Source organism: Primorskyibacter sp. S87, from assembly GCF_049801055.1.
GTDB lineage: Bacteria > Pseudomonadota > Alphaproteobacteria > Rhodobacterales > Rhodobacteraceae > JBNAGF01.
In genome coordinates this window covers 168,234-184,107 of the sequence record NZ_JBNAGF010000001.1, presented here as the reverse complement: position 1 = coordinate 184,107, position 15,874 = coordinate 168,234, and the positions used below count along the sequence as shown (strand labels likewise).

The window sequence follows — 15,874 nt, the reverse complement described above, 5'->3', positions numbered from 1 at the left end:
CCCGTTCGCTAGCGCACCTACCACATGGTGCGGGCGGCGCGCTCTGCCCATTCGGCATCATAGTTCGCGCCGCCTTCTTCTCCCTCAGATGCTTCTGCAAGGATCTGACCGACAGTGGGCAAGGTCTCGCTTTCGTCCTGTCCCGACCAGGTCTTTGCCCTCATAAATGCCCGGGCGCATTGTGTGTAGATTTCAGTGATTTCGATGACGATGACCGTCGCCGGCACCTTTCCCCGCTTTTCGAACCGCGCCCGAAGGGATTTGTCGGTCGTCACTCCGGCCGTCCCGTTGAGCCGCACCACGTTATTGCTGCCCGGAACCAGAAACATAAGCGAAACGCGTGGGTCTCTGACAATGTTGCGCAAGGAATCCAACCGGTTGTTTCCGCGCCAATCCGGCATCGCCAGTCTGCCGGGATCAAGTTCCAGAACAACCGGCCCGTCATCACCGCGAGGACTCACATCGGTTCCTTCGGGGCCCACGGTGCCAAGAACGGCCAATCGCGATGCCATGATCCACTTGCGATAGAGAGGTGTCATTTTGCGGGCAACCTTGCGCAGCGACGGAGCGCCGGGCGTACCATAGAGCCCCTCAAGCTCTTCGACTGTATCCAGCCATGTCACGCGTCAAATCCAGCTTCGCGCATCAACGCGTCGGACCGTTCTTCGACAACCTTTTCCAGTTGTTCCATGAACTCCAAACGGGACAACCCGGGTTCGATCGGGTCGAGAAACTCAACCACGGCAGTGCCGGGCCGGCGCATGAACCCGCGTCTGGGCCAAAGCACACCAACATTGGTCGCTACTGGCACGCATGTCTGGCTCAATTGCTCGTAGAGCACCCCGGTCCCTACTTTGTATTCCGCCTTGATGCCCGGAGCGACACGCGTTCCCTGCGAATAGATGATCAGTTGTCCAGCCTCCTGCCGGCCTTCGTGCACCTCCTGCACCATCTTTTCGATGGCGGCGCCGCGTTTGCCCCGGTCAACGGCCACGCAATCCAGCAGCTTCGCGTACTGCCCGATAACCGGCATTCGCAGAATTTCCTTCTTCATGACGAACTTGGCGGTCGGCAGAGCCGTGAAGATCATCATGATATCAAGAAACGACTGATGCTTGGCCGCAATGAGCGCTTCACCCGTAGGCGGTGTTCCTCGCACTTCGCAACGGATACCCACCATCCATTTTGCGGTCCAGAAAACCCAACGCGAGTAGGTCTTGCAACACATGCGCGCGCCGTGCTTGCTGAACAGCGCCCAAGGCGCAAAGACCAGCCCAACCAAGGGCATCATCAAATACATCTGGCCAATAAACAGGACAGAACGCAGTAATTGTATCAGGTCCCGCATCAGCGAAGTTCCTTCAGTCTGCGGCGCGCGGCTGCGAGAGTTGCCGCAAAGGCCACCATAGCTCCCAATGGGGGCACCACCAATGGCAACAGCCAGCCCAAACCTTGAAACCCGAGGCCGGTCAGGAAACCGCCCTCGTCCGAAGCCTCGGGCAGCAACAGCACGCCGACCAGTCCAAGCAGAACCCCAACAGAGGTTCCGATCAGCGCCCGCAAGGTAAATCGGCGCACAAAGGCACTGGCAATGTAACGGTCACGGGCACCGACAAGCCGCAACACCTCGATAACCTGTGAGTTCGCGGCAAGCGCAGCATTCGCAGCCAGTGTAATCATCGCAGCCGTGGCGCCTCCGATCAGCAGGATTGAAACCCAGCCAAGCCTGCGAAGGCTGTTGGCAGCCTGCACCAGCGGCTTGCGCCAACGTGTATGGTCGTCCAGAACGGCACCGGGCACTTCGGCCCCAAGCCGCAGACGCAGACCTGTTTGGTCGTAACCCGGTGTTCCTTCGGTTACTTCGATCAGCTGCGGCATGGGAAGAGTATCCAGCGGCAGTCCCGCGCCGAACCACGGGGTGAGCAATGCCGCCTGCTCTTCGGCAGAAAGTGCGCGGGCACTGGCCACGCCCGGCGTCTGGCGCAAGATGCGCAGCGCTGCCTCGGTTTGCGCCGCCCGCTGGTCGGCAGGGGCGTTGATCCGCAAGGTTGCGCTTCGGGCCAGTTCCTCGGACCAGCGGTCGGCTAGGCGACCGGAAGCCAGCGACAGTGCCATGGCAAACACCACCAGAAACGCCATCGCGCCCGAAACAAACAGCGTAAGATGCGCTGTGAAACCGCTGGGGGGGACAACCCGCCCAGCCTGCGCGTCACCCAACAGATAGCTTCGGATCGTTCCCTTGCTCATAGGTCCGCCCCCGCGAGTTGCAGTTGCCGGTTCGAGATTCGCAGGACACGGGCCTGAATCTGGCTCTTGGTTGTGCGGATCAGGCCCATGTCATGGGTCGCGATCAAAACCGTCTTGCCCATGCGGTTCAGTTCAACCAGCAAGGCCATCAGCCGTTGTGACATTTCCCAGTCCACATTGCCGGTGGGTTCATCGGCCAGAACGACATCCGGCGACATGATCACGGCTCGGGCCAGTGCCGCGCGCTGACGCTCGCCGCCCGACAGCTCGGGCGGTGTTGCATCAGCGCGGTTCGACAATCCGACCCATTTCATCAACTCGGTCAGGTTTTCGGTTTCGTCTGCCATATCTCTGCCAGAAACCAGCAAAGGCAGCGCAATATTGTCGGCCACCGGCAAATGATCGAGAAACCGGCAATCCTGATGCACCACACCGATCCGGCGACGCAGCAGTGCCATCTGGTCCCGGTCGAGCTTGCGCATGTCAGAATCGAACGCACGGACCTGACCATGCGTGGCCAGCAAGGCACCATAGCAGAGCTTGAGCAGCGTCGTCTTGCCAGACCCCGATGGCCCGGTCAGAAAATGAAAGGATCCCGGTGACAAGGTGATACTGACATCGCTCAACAGCTCTCCGCCGCCATAGCTGTAGCCCACATTTTCCAGCTCGATCACGTCTGCCCCCTGACGGTTGTTGACGCCTTGTGCCTCAGCCGCACGGAGGTTTCAATGCCACGAACCGAGTCTGAATGGTGACACCTTACATGCAGAATTGGAAATCTCTCTTTTCCGAAGCTGGTTAACGTCCTATCCTGCACCGAAAAACCGTCTTGCAGATGGTAAAACCAGGAGAGGCAGTATGAGACTGACATGCCCAAATTGCGGTGCCCAATACGAGGTTCCCGACGAGGTGATCCCGCCGGAAGGACGGGATGTCCAGTGCTCAAATTGCGGCGACACCTGGTACCACGCTCATCCTGACCACCCCGAACTGGCTCTCAATCAGGCCGAACCGGCTGACGCAGAACCGACCGAGTTCGAAGAGGAATACGATTCCGACTTCGAGGATCAGCTTGATGCAGAGCTGGCTGCGGACTTTGACGAAGAGCAGGACGAGCCTCCAGCGGCTCCGCCCCAGCGCGATCTCGACAGTTCGGTGTCGGACATACTGCGCGAAGAAGCGGAACGCGAATCCCGACTGCGTGCGGAAGAGGGCAGTTCGCTGGAAAGTCAGCCGGACCTCGGACTGGAGGAAAGCCGTTCGGAAGAAGGTGAGCGACGCGCGCGCGAAGCACAGGACCGGATGGCGCGTATCCGTGGTGAGAACCCGCAACGGCCTGATCCGATGGGCGAAACCGGCGGGCGGCGTGATTTGCTCCCGGATATCGAAGAGATCAATTCGACCCTGAGATCGGGTGGAGAGCGGACAGGATCCGTGGCGACAGTCACACCTGCCGCACAAGTCACGGCCGAGGCCGCACCCAAACGCAAACGCAGCGGTTTCAGTCGCGGGATCGCAATCATGCTGATCCTCGGGGCCATATTGTTCCTGATTTACAGCAACGCGCCAAGGATTGCCGAAAGCGTGCCGCAGGCGGATCCGATGTTGTCGGCCTATGTCGCCCTTGTCGATCAGGGGCGGGTCTGGCTGGCCGTCCAGTTCGAAAGCCTGCAACAATAGGTCAGCACTGACTGCGGTTCAGAAGCGCTCCATCAATCGCTTCAGATAATCCAGCTCAAGAAGCGAACGCCCGGTCTCGCCCGAGCGGCGGCGAAGCTCGTCCAGCAACTCGAATGCCCGGCCATATTCGTCCAGATCTGACGGAAGCCGTCCCTGATCGGCAAAACCGCCGCTGCTGCGATCTCCGTTCAGCGGTTCGCGTCCCAGCGGATCCCGATTGGCACCCTGCATGTTGCCCTGACCGTCCTGCTGCCCTTGCTGTTGTGCCATAGCTTCGCCAAGTTCGCGCATGCCTTCGCGCAAGGCTTCCATGGCATCAGACTGGTTGTCGATCGCCTCGGCAAGATCGTTGTTTCGCAATGCCTCTTCGGCCTGCTCCATTGACCGGCCGGCACGACCAAGCGATTCTCGGGCGGCATCGCCCTCCGGGGTACCGGCACCGGGAAGGTTGCCCTGCTGCCGCCGGAGCTCGTTTCGCAGAGCCTGTTGTCGGTCGGCAAGCGATCCGGCCTGCCCTTGTTCATCTCCGCCTGGACCCTGTTGCTGACCGCGACCTTCGGCGCTTTGCCCACCACCTTGTTCGCCCTCTTGCTCGCCTTCACCGCCTTGGGACCGGCCACTCCCCTGCCCGCCTTCATGGCTTTGTCCACGCCCGAGACCACCGCTACGGCCTTCGTTACCTTCGCTTTCGCCAGACTGGGCGCCCGGGTTGAACTGTTCCTGCAGATCACGGAACGCCTGATCGCTCAAACCCTGCTGGTCACGCAGTGTTTCGGCCAGCCCTTCCATGGCGCGATCGCCTTCGGTCTGACCGCCCTGACCGCGCTGCGCCTGTGTCATACGCATGTTTTCCATCATCTGCTGGAATTCCTGAAGCGCCTGCTCGGCCTCGGCCATGCGACCTTGTTCCATCAGTTCCTGAATTCGATCCATCATCTGCTGCAGGTCATCCTGCGACAGAACCGTCGAGTTCTCGGGGATCTCACCATTCTGCCCCTGTTGGCTCGGATCCGACTGCGCCTGACGCTGCAACTGTCGCAGGTAATCTTCTGTGGCCTCGCGCAGCTCCTGCATCAGTTCGGCGATCTCCTGATCAGACGCTCCGTTTTTCATTGCCTCCGACAACCGCTCCTGTGCCTGCCGCATTCGCTCCAGCGCATCACCGATATCGCCTTCTTCCAGCAGAATGGCCAAATCCCAGAGCGCCTCTGCGATTTCATCCTGCTGCTCGGGTTTCAGTCCGTATCTTGTGAATGTCTCCAACCGGCGCAAAATCACCCGCAGGCGCAAGTAGGCAGTTTCCGAACGGAACGCGCTCTCGGGCCGATGCGAGACTGCCCGCAAAACCTGTGCCACCCGTGGCGCATTGCTACGCGCCCAGAGCAGATCGCGACGCATTTCAACGATCGCACCAGCCATGGGATCAAAGAACCTGCGCGCTGGAAGAAGCGTCCCGAAAGGCGTTGTCATACCCTGATTCCCGGCTGCGTCTTCGGCCGTTAGGGTGACGGTTACAGGCAAATGGGCCCACGGGTGCTGCGAAAGATCCTCAATCAGCTTTTCTTCGAACTCACGCCTATCACCTGCGATGGGGAGCGGCAGGTCGAGCTCGACCGGATCGCGCGGATCGGGATCCGCTCGCAAGCCGTGACGGCGATTCAATGCGGCCAAATCAAGCCGGATGACAGCGTTGCCGCCTGTAACGCCATAGTCGTCCGAGGCGATGAACGGCAAGGCCATCTGGCCTGTGATTTCGGCCTCGGCGGGTCCGGCAACGCTGATGCCGGGCGGGTTGTCCGGAAGCAGTTCGACCACCCATTCACGCCCGCCAGAACCGTCGATTCGCAGCTGGCCGCTTCGGGCGATGTCGAAACTCTGTTCAGGCGCGGCAGGATCACCGGTATCCCGGTTCGACACGGTTTCGGTCACGCTGAGCGACCCAACCTCGCCAAACAGCCGCAATGTCAGGCGACTGCCCTGTGGCAACGATAGCGACTTGGCCTTTTGATCGTTCAGGTAGAGTGTCGGCAACCCGGTGTAACGGGGCGGCTCGATCCAGCCTTCCCATGATGGGCCTGTCGCGGCAGCAGCTGCCCCTGGAGCCATGTCGGCCACCGAGCTTACCCGCCACACGGATCCGAATAGCAGCGCAACCAGCAACGCCAGCGTGGCCATGTAACGCAGTCCGAACGGATCACTTCGGGCCAGACGCAGATTTGGAGGAACAGCACGGGCATCTGCTGCACGTTCCGCCATCCGCTTCTGATGCGCCCGCCACAAGGCGCGTGACGCAGCATCGGTCTCGCCGATGACCTGAGCATCCAGAACAGCCTGAATTGGTCGACCCGGAAGGGTTTCGTCCAACCTGTCCAGAGCTTCGGCGCGACCGGGCCATCGAAACCGGCGGATGCCGTAAACCGCCGCCCATAACGCGACTGCAGTCGCAATGGCGCCGGCAACCCAAACTGCTTCGACTGCGACAAGATCCTGCAACCCCAGCATCAGGGCAGCCAAAACAGCCATCAGGATCGACAGGAGCGGCCAGAATGCACGCAGCGTTCGCTCAGCCAGCAGGCCCGCCCGGGTCAGGGTCAAGGTCAAAAACGGCACCACTTTTGGTCGCTGGGGCTGGGACGTCACCCGTGATCTCCTCAAGAGGCTGACGCGGAATGCGTCAGAGCCACTCGGGAATGGTATCGCGATTTATGATCTCGTCAAAGCTTGGGCGTGCGCGAATAACCGCGAATTGATCCCCATGCACCAAAACTTCGGGGATCAGTGGGCGGGTGTTGTATTCGCTCGCCATCACCGCGCCATAGGCACCGGCGCTGCGGAACGCGATCAGATCGCCTGACGCGACCGGCGGCATGTCACGCTGCTGGGCAAAGGTATCACCGGTTTCGCAAACCGGGCCAACGATGTCATAGGGGCGTGCCTCGAGAGCGGGGGCCGGCTCTACGATGGGCACAATATCATGATGCGCCTCGTACATGGCCGGACGGATCAGATCGTTCATCGCACCATCGAGGATCAGGAAATTACGCCCCTCTCCGGATTTTACGTATATCACCTTGCTGACCATCAACCCGGCATTCCCCGCGATCAGACGGCCCGGCTCGATTTCGATTTCGCAACCCAGATGCCCCAGCGTGTCCTTGATCAACTGGCCATATTCGACCGGCAAAGGAGGTGCCTCGTTAGAACGGGTATAGGGGATGCCCAACCCGCCACCGAGGTCCAACCTGCGGATGTCATGGCCTTCGCCGCGCAGTTGCTCGGTCAGCTCTGCGACCTTTTCATAGGCCAGCCGGAACGGTTCCAGTTCTGTCAGCTGAGAGCCGATATGGACGTCGATGCCGATCACGTCCAACCCGGGCAGGCTGGCTGCGTGGGCATAGACCGCACTGGCACGTGCAATCGGGATGCCAAACTTGTTTTCGGATTTGCCGGTCGCAATCTTGGCATGTGTCTTGGCATCCACGTCCGGGTTCACACGCACTGTAATCGGTGCAACCTTTCCCAGCTCGAGCGCAACACGGTTGATGACTTCCATCTCAGGCTCAGATTCCACGTTGAACTGGCGGATCCCGCCGGACAGAGCCGTGCGTATTTCCTCTTCGGTTTTGCCGACGCCGGAGAACACGATCCGCTCTCCCGGAACACCCGCTGCCTTGGCGCGCAGGTATTCTCCCTGGCTGACGACATCCATTCCGGCACCGGCCTGCGCCAATGTCCGCAGGATCGCCTGGTTCGATGCTGCCTTCATCGCGTAACACACCAGATGGTCAACATCGGTCAGCGCCTCGTCAAACAGGGTGAAATGGCGCAATAGGGTTGCGGTTGAATAGACATAGAACGGAGTGCCTACGGCCGCAGCGATCTCGGCAACAGGGACGTTTTCGGCATGCAGGTGGCCGTCACGGTAGAGAAAATGGTCCATGAGCGGGGATTAGCCAGAAAACCCCGTCAGGATCAATGCGTTTTGCTTATCGAACCGGGCGCGTCCGCAGGAACAGGTATAACGGCAACCCGCAGCTGACCCCGATCAGGAAGGTGGCCGGGATTGCGACTAGCGACAACCAGTTCCGCCGAACGGCAACCTCTGCAACGATCCAAATCGTGAGGGCCACGGCTGAAATCACCAGATCCCAATAAAGCCCTGTTGTGGCTGCGTTGATCTTCCAGGCAGCCACCATTGTAGGCAGATCCGGTCCGTGTTCCGCAATCCATGTTGCGAAGTAAGTCATGGGGTGCACGGCACCCCATATCGCCAGCCCGAGGTAAACCATTCTCAAAGGAGACATGCTGCTCTCACTCCGCACCTGTTTCCCGGGATGATAAGGGCGCTGCGTTGTTTGGCCAGTGATTCAGCGTGTGCTGCCTCTTGATCCGGTTCGGGCAGCACAGCCGCGTGTCTCAGAACCCCATGTAGAGGCTCACCGGCCCCTGATGCAGCCCGATCCCGCCGCTCACATAGGCCCCACCAGAGGAAAGGCCGACATGCGCGTTCAGAGAGGGCTGCACTGGTTCTCCATCCGCCCCGCAGCCCGACAAAACGGCTGAAAAAGCCAAAATCAGGGCAGCGCGGATCAGGGTCATGGCAGGCTCGCTTTCCAACGTTCAATCTGGGCGCGCACCTGAGTCGGCGCGGTCCCCCCGTAAGACTGACGCGAGTTTACCGAGTTTTCCACGCCAAGAACAGAATAGACGTCTTCGGTAATCGCCGAATGGGCCGACTGCATATCTGCCAAGGACAGATCCGGCAGATCGCATCCTTTGTTTTCAGCGCGTGCGACCAAGGCTCCGGTGACGTGATGTGCATCGCGGAAAGGCAAGCCCAGCACCCGAACCAGCCAGTCGGCAAGATCGGTGGCCGTCGAGAACCCCGACCCGGCAGCAGCGGCCAGCGACTCGCGATTGGCGCTCATGTCGCGCACCATGCCCTCCATCGCCGCCAGTGCCAGCATGAGGTTGTCGGCGGCGTCGAACACCTGCTCCTTGTCCTCCTGCATGTCCTTGGAATAGGCCAGAGGCAGGCCCTTCATCACCATCATCAACGCGGTGTTGGCACCAAAGATCCGCCCGACCTTGGCCCGGATCAGCTCGGCCGCATCAGGGTTCTTCTTCTGCGGCATGATCGAGGATCCGGTAGAAAACCGATCACTGAGCGTCACGAAGCGGAACTGTGCCGAGGACCAGATGACCAGCTCTTCGGCAAAGCGGCTGAGATGAACGGCGCAGATAGAAGCCGTGGACAGAAACTCCAGCGCGAAATCACGGTCGGACACGGCATCCAGAGAGTTGGCGGCAGGGCGATCAAACCCCAGTGCCGAAGCCGTCATCTCCCGATCGATCGGGAACGACGTACCTGCGAGCGCAGCTGCGCCCAAAGGAGATTCGTTCATCCTTGCCCGCGCATCGCGCACGCGCGACAGATCGCGGCCGAACATCTCGACATAGGCCATCATGTGATGCCCCCAAGTCACCGGCTGCGCTGTTTGCAGATGCGTGAACCCGGGCATCACCCAGTCCGCCCCGGCTTCGGCCTGCGCAAGCAACGCCCGGATCAGGGCAATCAACCCGGCATCTGCAGCGTCCAGTTGATCCCGCACCCACAGCTTGAAGTCGGTTGCGACCTGATCATTTCGGGACCGCCCTGTATGCAGGCGTCCGGCAGGTTCGCCAATGATCTCCTTGAGGCGAGCCTCAACATTCATGTGAATGTCCTCGAGCGCGGTCGAAAACGAAAACTTTCCGCCCTCAATCTCTGACAAAACAGTGAGAAGCCCTTCCCGAATGGCTTCGGCATCGCTATCGCTGATCACGCCCGTGGCAGCAAGCATTGCCGCGTGGGCCCGCGAACCGGAAATGTCCTGTGCGGCCATCCGCTGATCGTACCCGATCGAGGCGTTGATCGCCTCCATGATTGCGTCCGGTCCGGCGGCAAAGCGGCCGCCCCACATCTGGTTCGAGGTTTTGTCGGTCATTTGGGAACCCTTCGGAGGGGGAAATGAAGAAACTTTTGCTTGCCCTCGTCTATACCGCCCTCGCAGCAGGTGCAAATGCGGCAGAACCGGACATTCCGGCACTCGAAGCGCTGCGCGAAGGATCTATGAAAAAGCTGGTCTTTTTCCCTGATCCCAAAGAGACATCCCCGAACGCCTTCCAGATAGAGGACGGGGGCGGCGAGGCGACTTTGGCAGACTACCAAGGCAAATACGTGTTGTTGAATTTCTGGGCGACATGGTGTGCGCCCTGTCGCAAAGAAATGCCGCAGCTGTCCGAATTGCAGGACATGTTCGGCGGCGACCGGTTTGAGGTTCTGACCCTCGCGACCGGGCGCAACAATCCCAAGGGGATCAAAAAATTCTTTGACGAAATCGGCGTATCGAACCTGCCACGTCATCAGGACCAAAGCATGGCGCTGTCACGGGACATGGCGGTTCTTGGGCTTCCGGTCACAGTATTGCTGAACCCCGAAGGCAAAGAGATCGCCCGAATGCTGGGCGATGCCGAATGGAATTCGGACAGCGCCAAGGCCATAATTTCGGAACTCTTGCGAGACTAGATCTGCACCACTATTTTGTGACGCTGCAAAACAGTGGTAAACTCCAGCACAGGGGCGGTGTTGATTTTGCCGGATCCCTTTTCTTTTAGATTGCTGTTGGAGATTTTCAATGTTTGCCAAACTCGCATTACCCGCAATTCTGGCTTCGGCCTTTCTTGCAACCGCCGCGCTGGCCGACTTCAAGCAAGTGAAATCCGAAGACGCCCTTCGAGCGACACTTGTTGGTAAGAAAGCCTATGACAAACACGGCAATTGGTTCCGCTGGAATGCCGACGGTTCGATGAGCGGCAAGCTGAAAAGCGGCAAAAGCTTCGCCGGTGCGTGGAAATGGAGTGGCAAGTATCTGTGCCGGAATGTTGCCGTTGGCGGTGAGGAACTAGGCACCGATTGTCAGAAAATCGAGGTGGACGGAAATCAGGTGCGCTACACCCGCAAGAAGGGAAAGGGCGAAAGCGCCGTTCTCACCATCAAGTAACCGGCTTAACGCCACGGCCGCCTTGACAGGCAGAACTCTCTCCATTGCACTGACGTGGCTTTGGAGGAGGACCTATGCCGCTATACGTGTTGCTGGCGCTCGTGATTGGCGGAATTGCCGCGATCACCGGATTGCTGCATCTGACCGGCAAGTCGCGGCGGCGGATTCTGATGCCCGAAGACGCACGCGGCGAATGGCACCGGCACTTTCCGGATGACAACATAATCGACGTGACCGTCAGTCGCGACGGTCATGCCGCGCTCATCCGCGCCGAAGAGGGGCCAGGGCTGCTCTGGGCGCTTGGCGCGGACACAGTGGCTCGGCGGCTGATCGACTATGATATGGTAGAATATCCTGACGGCCTGCGCGTGATGTTTCACGACTTTTCGGCCCCGCATGTCGCTCTCAACCTGAGCGAAGAAGAGCGGGACACATGGCAATCACTGATCGAGAACGGATGACAGACACTTTGACCTATCCCGACGTGGTGCAATGGGCTGTGCCCGTTTTCATCGCGGCCATACTCGCCGAATTTCTCTGGATCGCGATCAAGGGGCGCGGCGGACGTTATGAAACCCGCGACGCGTTGACCTCGCTCATCATGGGAGCGGGCAACGTCGCTTCGGGGCTGTTGTTGGGGTTCATCGCCTGGGGCTTTTTCATGTGGCTCTGGCAACTGACCCCGCTGGATCTGGGCAGCTCGGTCGCGGTTGTGGCGTTGTGTTTCGTGCTTGACGATCTCCGGTATTACTGGGTTCACAGGTTCGGGCACCGTGTCCGGTGGGTCTGGGCCAGCCATGTGAACCATCACAGTTCCCAGCACTACAACCTGACCACGGCGCTGCGACAGACGTGGACCTATACATTTACCTTTATGATGGTGGTGCGTGCGCCGCTGATCCTGTTGGGGTTTCACCCCGCGATGGTGCTGTTCTGCGGTGGGTTGAACCTGATCTATCAGTTTTGGATTCACACCGAAGCCATCGGCAAAATGCCGAAGTGGTTCGAAGCCATCATGAATACACCCAGTCATCATAGGGTTCATCACGGCAGGAACGCCCGCTATCTCGACTGCAACTATGCCGGTGTTTTCATCATCTGGGACAAGCTGTTTGGAACGTTCGTTCCCGAACAGGAAAGCGAACGGGTGGACTATGGCCTTGTGAACAATCTGGGCACGTTTAACCCGCTTCGGGTCGCGTTCCATGAATGGGTCGCCATCTGGAAAGATATCACGCATTCCGGGATCACAGTCCGCGAACGGCTGGGCTATGCGTTCGGACCGCCCGGCTATAGCCATGACGGAAGCCGGGACACTTCGGACGAGATCAAGGCCAAGCATCTGGCGCATAACCCGCAGAAGCGTGGGACGCCCGGCTTCGGCTGACCGGTTTTCCGGCCAAACGGTTCAAATTGGTTCTGCATTTTAGCTTTAACCGGCAGTTCAGGGTTTTTGGCGAATTCTTGCGGTCACAAATGGGCCTTTGGCTGATGAGAGACCGTTCATGAAGCAGCGTCATAGGAACAAACCCGAAATTCCTGCAGGCCGGGAAAGCCCGCTCAACGCGGCGGTTGCCGGACGCGACCGGGAAGTTCTGGAAATGGTGGATCAGGCAATCCGCCAAAATCAGTGCAGACTGGCCTATCAACCTGTCATGCAGGCCCGGCCGCCGCATGGGGCAGCCTTTCACGAAGGGTTCATCCGGGTTCTTGACGCAACAGGACGGGTCATTCCGGCACGCGATTTCATGCCCGCTGTCGAAAACGACGAATTGGGCCGCGAACTGGATTGCAACGCCTTGCGGATGGGTCTTCGCACCTTGGCCCGCCATCCCGAGATACGGCTGGCCATCAACATGTCCGCTCGGTCCATCGGATATCGCCGCTGGGCGAAGTTGCTTCAAAGATCTCTGAAAAACGATCCAAGTATCGGAGAGCGCCTGATTCTCGAGATCGGCGAGAGCTCAGCCATGCTGGTTCCGGAGCTTGTGATCGACATTATGGACCAGTTGCAGAAATCCGGTGTCGCATTCACGCTGGACGACTTCGGCGCCGGCAACATGGCCTTTCGTCATCTTCGCGAGTTCTTTTTTGACGCCGAAAAGATCGACGGACAGTTCGTCCGGGGAGTCAGCCGAAACCCCGACAATCAATCTGTCGCGCGAGCTCTGGTCGCCGTGGCCAAAGAATTCGACATGTTCGTGATCGCCGAATCCGTCGAGACCCAGGAAGATGCCGAATTCCTTGTTTCCATCGGAGTGGACTGCTTGCAGGGCTTCTTGTTTGGTGCTCCGGCGATCAACCCAACATGGTCGGAAACAGCCCAATTGCGAAAGCAGTCGCGGTCAACTTGATAATTCCGACCTGAGACACACTGTCCGTTGTTGCTGACGCAACGTTACGATAAGACGGGGGCCACTTCAGCGGGAATTGCCGGAATCGGGGTCTCAAAAATGACCCGGCAACGGTGTTTTGCGTTGTGACATGATGGCAGAGGACCCAATCACCATGACCAATGTTGTAATTGCATCCGCCGCACGCACAGGCGTCGGCAGCTTCGGCGGCTCGTTCGCCAACACTCCGGCCCACGATCTGGGGGCGGCCGTTCTCGAAGCCGTGGTGGAGCGCGCCGGCATCGACAAGAGCGAAGTTTCTGAGACCATCCTTGGTCAGGTCCTGACCGCCGCTCAGGGTCAGAACCCTGCCCGTCAGGCCCACATCAACGCCGGCCTGCCGCAGGAAAGCGCCGCTTGGGGCATCAACCAGGTTTGCGGTTCGGGTCTTCGCGCCGTCGCACTGGGTGCACAGCACATCCAGCTGGGCGATGCAGACATCGTTGCCGCCGGCGGCCAGGAAAACATGACCCTGTCGCCCCATGCCGCCTGCCTGCGCGCCGGCCACAAGATGGGTGACATGAAGTACATCGACACCATGATCCGGGACGGTCTGTGGGACGCCTTCAACGGCTACCACATGGGCCAGACAGCCGAGAACGTTGCCGAGAAATGGCAGATCTCGCGCGACATGCAGGACGAATTCGCCGTTGCATCGCAGAACAAGGCCGAAGCCGCCCAGAAAGCCGGCAAGTTTGCCGACGAAATCACCCCCTTCACCATCAAGACCCGCAAGGGCGACATCGTGATGGACAAGGATGAGTACATCCGCCACGGCGCGACCATGGACGCCATGCAGAAACTGCGCCCGGCCTTCACCAAGGACGGTTCGGTCACTGCGGCAAACGCTTCGGGCCTGAACGACGGCGCGGCCGCGACCCTTCTGATGTCGGCAGAGAATGCCGAGAAACGCGGCATCGAGCCACTCGCGCGGATCGCATCCTATGCAACCGCCGGTCTTGACCCCCAGATCATGGGCGTTGGCCCGATTTACGCCTCGCGTAAAGCCTTGGAAAAGGCAGGCTGGAGCGTCGACGATCTGGATCTGGTCGAAGCCAACGAAGCCTTTGCCGCGCAGGCCTGCGCCGTGAACAAGGACATGGGTTGGGATCCGTCGATCGTCAACGTGAACGGCGGTGCCATTGCCATCGGTCACCCCATCGGTGCATCGGGCTGCCGGGTTCTCAACACCCTTCTGTTCGAAATGAAGCGCCGCGACGCCAAGAAGGGTCTTGCAACCCTTTGCATCGGTGGCGGCATGGGTGTTGCGCTCTGCTTGGAGCGGGACTGAACCTGCCTCCATACGAAATAACAAAGGGCGCCACTGGGGCCCTTTTTCAATTCAGGAAACAAGACTTTACCCGGGATGCGACAATAGGGACCAGCTGCACACTGGAATCCGTCGCGAAACATTATTGCGTACGTAGTGCGCAATGGGTAACAGGATTACCAAGCTAATTCAGATCTGGAGGATCCCACAAAATGGCAAGAACAGCACTCGTCACCGGCGGCAGCCGCGGAATCGGCGCGGCAATCTCCAAGGCACTCAAGGCAGATGGCTACAATGTCGCCGCAACCTATGCCGGCAATGACGAAGCCGCCGCCGCTTTCACTGCGGAAACCGGCATCAAGACTTACAAGTGGAACGTTGGAGACTACGAAGATTCGGCCGCAGGCATCGCCAAGGTCGAAGCCGAAGTCGGGCCTGTTGACGTGGTCGTCGCCAATGCCGGCATCACGCGTGACGCCCCCTTCCACCGGATGACACCGGAACAGTGGCAGCAGGTGATCGACACCAATCTGACCGGCGTGTTCAACACGGTACACCCCATCTGGCCCGGCATGCGCGAGCGTGGCTTTGGCCGCATCATCGTGATCAGTTCGATCAACGGCCAGAAAGGCCAGTTCGGTCAGGTCAACTATGCCGCTACCAAGGCCGGTGACCTCGGCATCGTGAAATCCCTTGCGCAGGAAGGTGCTGCCAAAGGGATCACAGCAAACGCAATCTGCCCCGGCTACATCGCCACCGAAATGGTGATGGCCGTCCCGGAGAAGGTGCGCGAAGCGATCATTGGTCAGATCCCTGCTGGTCGCCTGGGTGAACCCGAAGAGATCGCCCGCTGCGTCGCTTTCCTTGCTTCGGATGACGCTCAGTTCATCAATGGCTCAACTATCTCGGCCAACGGCGCTCAGTTCTTCGCCTGACCGAACAGCAAGCTGCAAATGATCGGGGCCGGTCCTTAAGGACCGGCCCCGATTGCATCCCGTAAGAACACGCGCGCCGTGCTCAGCGGGAAGTTTTTTGTCCGAACAACCAGTTCCAGACATTTTGAACCGCCTCACCGCGCGCTTTTCGCGCGTCACAGATGGCGTTTTTGACACGAGCACTACCAGATATCGCAACCATTTCAGCCTCCTTCGGATCAGCTTTGTTGAGTTGCGGTGAATATGTAGCCAAAGATAACAGGTCACAAACGAGTCTTTTCATGTATTCAGTTAAGATTTACTAAC

At 59.4% G+C, this 15,874-nt stretch carries 17 protein-coding genes; 8 read left to right on the top strand and 9 right to left on the bottom strand.

Features of this window, described 5'->3' with window-relative positions; translation table 11 throughout:
• Positions 1 to 17: 17 nt before the first annotated feature.
• Genes ACP15U_RS00980 through ACP15U_RS00965 form a run of 4 tightly spaced genes read right to left on the bottom strand, consistent with a single transcriptional unit; the run spans position 18 to position 2,921 of the window.
• The gene (locus tag ACP15U_RS00980) at positions 18 to 623 is read right to left on the bottom strand and encodes a pyridoxamine 5'-phosphate oxidase family protein (RefSeq protein ID WP_425043249.1); all 606 of its coding nucleotides are present in this window, start codon (positions 621 to 623) and stop codon (positions 18 to 20) included.
• The gene (locus ACP15U_RS00975) at positions 620 to 1,348 is read right to left on the bottom strand and encodes a lysophospholipid acyltransferase family protein (protein WP_425043248.1); all 729 of its coding nucleotides are present in this window, start codon (positions 1,346 to 1,348) and stop codon (positions 620 to 622) included. The genes ACP15U_RS00980 and ACP15U_RS00975 overlap by 4 nt, the downstream gene beginning before the upstream one ends.
• A complete protein-coding gene (locus ACP15U_RS00970) occupies positions 1,348 to 2,247 on the bottom strand; it encodes a cell division protein FtsX (RefSeq protein ID WP_425043247.1) in 900 nt (299 codons plus the stop codon). Before ACP15U_RS00970 ends, ACP15U_RS00975 begins: the two co-directional genes overlap by 1 nt.
• On the bottom strand, positions 2,244 to 2,921 hold the full coding sequence (locus ACP15U_RS00965; RefSeq protein ID WP_425043246.1) for a cell division ATP-binding protein FtsE: 678 nt from the start codon (positions 2,919 to 2,921) through the stop codon (positions 2,244 to 2,246). The genes ACP15U_RS00970 and ACP15U_RS00965 overlap by 4 nt, the downstream gene beginning before the upstream one ends.
• A gap of 184 nt (positions 2,922 to 3,105) precedes the next feature.
• Here ACP15U_RS00965 and ACP15U_RS00960 point away from each other — a divergent pair, with 184 nt between their 5' ends.
• Positions 3,106 to 3,927 (top strand): zinc-ribbon domain-containing protein, encoded by an 822-nt coding sequence (locus tag ACP15U_RS00960; RefSeq protein ID WP_425043245.1) that lies wholly within the window; start codon positions 3,106 to 3,108, stop codon positions 3,925 to 3,927.
• An 18-nt stretch (positions 3,928 to 3,945) separates the two neighbouring features.
• Here the strand turns inward: ACP15U_RS00960 and ACP15U_RS00955 are convergent, their stop codons facing one another.
• The 5 genes from ACP15U_RS00955 to argH form a co-directional block, all read right to left on the bottom strand.
• Positions 3,946 to 6,567 carry a TIGR02302 family protein gene (locus ACP15U_RS00955; RefSeq protein ID WP_425043244.1) on the bottom strand — a complete coding sequence of 874 codons (2,622 nt, stop codon included), beginning with the start codon at positions 6,565 to 6,567 and terminating at the stop codon, positions 3,946 to 3,948.
• Positions 6,568 to 6,601: 34 nt separating this feature from the next.
• The gene (gene lysA, locus ACP15U_RS00950; RefSeq protein WP_425043243.1) at positions 6,602 to 7,867 is read right to left on the bottom strand and encodes a diaminopimelate decarboxylase; all 1,266 of its coding nucleotides are present in this window, start codon (positions 7,865 to 7,867) and stop codon (positions 6,602 to 6,604) included.
• A 46-nt stretch (positions 7,868 to 7,913) separates the two neighbouring features.
• Positions 7,914 to 8,231, bottom strand: a complete 318-nt coding sequence (locus tag ACP15U_RS00945) for a DUF2834 domain-containing protein (RefSeq protein ID WP_425043242.1) — start codon at positions 8,229 to 8,231, stop codon at positions 7,914 to 7,916.
• 112 nt (positions 8,232 to 8,343) lie between these two features.
• Positions 8,344 to 8,526, bottom strand: coding sequence for a hypothetical protein (locus ACP15U_RS00940; protein ID WP_425043241.1), 183 nt, complete (start codon positions 8,524 to 8,526; stop codon positions 8,344 to 8,346).
• Positions 8,523 to 9,914, bottom strand: coding sequence for an argininosuccinate lyase (argH, locus tag ACP15U_RS00935; RefSeq protein ID WP_425043240.1), 1,392 nt, complete (start codon positions 9,912 to 9,914; stop codon positions 8,523 to 8,525). Before argH ends, ACP15U_RS00940 begins: the two co-directional genes overlap by 4 nt.
• 23 nt (positions 9,915 to 9,937) lie before the next feature.
• Here argH and ACP15U_RS00930 point away from each other — a divergent pair, with 23 nt between their 5' ends.
• The 7 genes from ACP15U_RS00930 to phbB all read left to right on the top strand — a co-directional run bounded on the left by ACP15U_RS00930 (position 9,938) and on the right by phbB (position 15,568).
• Positions 9,938 to 10,495, top strand: a complete 558-nt coding sequence (locus ACP15U_RS00930; protein WP_425043239.1) for a TlpA disulfide reductase family protein — start codon at positions 9,938 to 9,940, stop codon at positions 10,493 to 10,495.
• 109 nt (positions 10,496 to 10,604) lie between these two features.
• Entirely contained in the window at positions 10,605 to 10,970 is a 366-nt protein-coding gene (locus ACP15U_RS00925) for a hypothetical protein (RefSeq protein ID WP_425043238.1), read from the top strand.
• Between the two features lie 74 nt (positions 10,971 to 11,044).
• Positions 11,045 to 11,431, top strand: a complete 387-nt coding sequence (locus tag ACP15U_RS00920; protein WP_425043237.1) for a hypothetical protein — start codon at positions 11,045 to 11,047, stop codon at positions 11,429 to 11,431.
• Positions 11,428 to 12,357, top strand: coding sequence for a sterol desaturase family protein (locus ACP15U_RS00915; protein WP_425043720.1), 930 nt, complete (start codon positions 11,428 to 11,430; stop codon positions 12,355 to 12,357). Before ACP15U_RS00920 ends, ACP15U_RS00915 begins: the two co-directional genes overlap by 4 nt.
• A 118-nt stretch (positions 12,358 to 12,475) precedes the next feature.
• The gene (locus ACP15U_RS00910) at positions 12,476 to 13,324 is read left to right on the top strand and encodes an EAL domain-containing protein (RefSeq protein WP_425043236.1); all 849 of its coding nucleotides are present in this window, start codon (positions 12,476 to 12,478) and stop codon (positions 13,322 to 13,324) included.
• Between the two features lie 154 nt (positions 13,325 to 13,478).
• On the top strand, positions 13,479 to 14,654 hold the full coding sequence (locus ACP15U_RS00905; RefSeq protein WP_425043235.1) for an acetyl-CoA C-acetyltransferase: 1,176 nt from the start codon (positions 13,479 to 13,481) through the stop codon (positions 14,652 to 14,654).
• Between the two features lie 191 nt (positions 14,655 to 14,845).
• Complete coding sequence (phbB, locus tag ACP15U_RS00900; RefSeq protein ID WP_425043234.1) at positions 14,846 to 15,568, top strand: acetoacetyl-CoA reductase; 723 nt, start codon at positions 14,846 to 14,848, stop codon at positions 15,566 to 15,568.
• The last annotated feature ends 306 nt before the right edge of the window (positions 15,569 to 15,874 follow it).

What these genes read in the sequence shown, in the direction of transcription:
- ACP15U_RS00975 (WP_425043248.1), bottom strand. Translation starts at nt 1,348, where the DNA reads ATGCGGGACCTGATACAATTACTGCGTTCTGTCCTGTTTATTGGCCAG.
- ACP15U_RS00970 (WP_425043247.1), bottom strand. Translation starts at nt 2,247, where the DNA reads ATGAGCAAGGGAACGATCCGAAGCTATCTGTTGGGTGACGCGCAGGCT.
- ACP15U_RS00960 (WP_425043245.1), top strand. Translation starts at nt 3,106, where the DNA reads ATGAGACTGACATGCCCAAATTGCGGTGCCCAATACGAGGTTCCCGAC.
- lysA (WP_425043243.1), bottom strand. Translation starts at nt 7,867, where the DNA reads ATGGACCATTTTCTCTACCGTGACGGCCACCTGCATGCCGAAAACGTC.
- ACP15U_RS00945 (WP_425043242.1), bottom strand. Translation starts at nt 8,231, where the DNA reads ATGTCTCCTTTGAGAATGGTTTACCTCGGGCTGGCGATATGGGGTGCC.
- ACP15U_RS00940 (WP_425043241.1), bottom strand. Translation starts at nt 8,526, where the DNA reads ATGACCCTGATCCGCGCTGCCCTGATTTTGGCTTTTTCAGCCGTTTTG.
- argH (WP_425043240.1), bottom strand. Translation starts at nt 9,914, where the DNA reads ATGACCGACAAAACCTCGAACCAGATGTGGGGCGGCCGCTTTGCCGCC.
- ACP15U_RS00930 (WP_425043239.1), top strand. Translation starts at nt 9,938, where the DNA reads ATGAAGAAACTTTTGCTTGCCCTCGTCTATACCGCCCTCGCAGCAGGT.
- ACP15U_RS00925 (WP_425043238.1), top strand. Translation starts at nt 10,605, where the DNA reads ATGTTTGCCAAACTCGCATTACCCGCAATTCTGGCTTCGGCCTTTCTT.
- ACP15U_RS00920 (WP_425043237.1), top strand. Translation starts at nt 11,045, where the DNA reads ATGCCGCTATACGTGTTGCTGGCGCTCGTGATTGGCGGAATTGCCGCG.
- ACP15U_RS00915 (WP_425043720.1), top strand. Translation starts at nt 11,428, where the DNA reads ATGACAGACACTTTGACCTATCCCGACGTGGTGCAATGGGCTGTGCCC.
- ACP15U_RS00910 (WP_425043236.1), top strand. Translation starts at nt 12,476, where the DNA reads ATGAAGCAGCGTCATAGGAACAAACCCGAAATTCCTGCAGGCCGGGAA.
- ACP15U_RS00905 (WP_425043235.1), top strand. Translation starts at nt 13,479, where the DNA reads ATGACCAATGTTGTAATTGCATCCGCCGCACGCACAGGCGTCGGCAGC.
- phbB (WP_425043234.1), top strand. Translation starts at nt 14,846, where the DNA reads ATGGCAAGAACAGCACTCGTCACCGGCGGCAGCCGCGGAATCGGCGCG.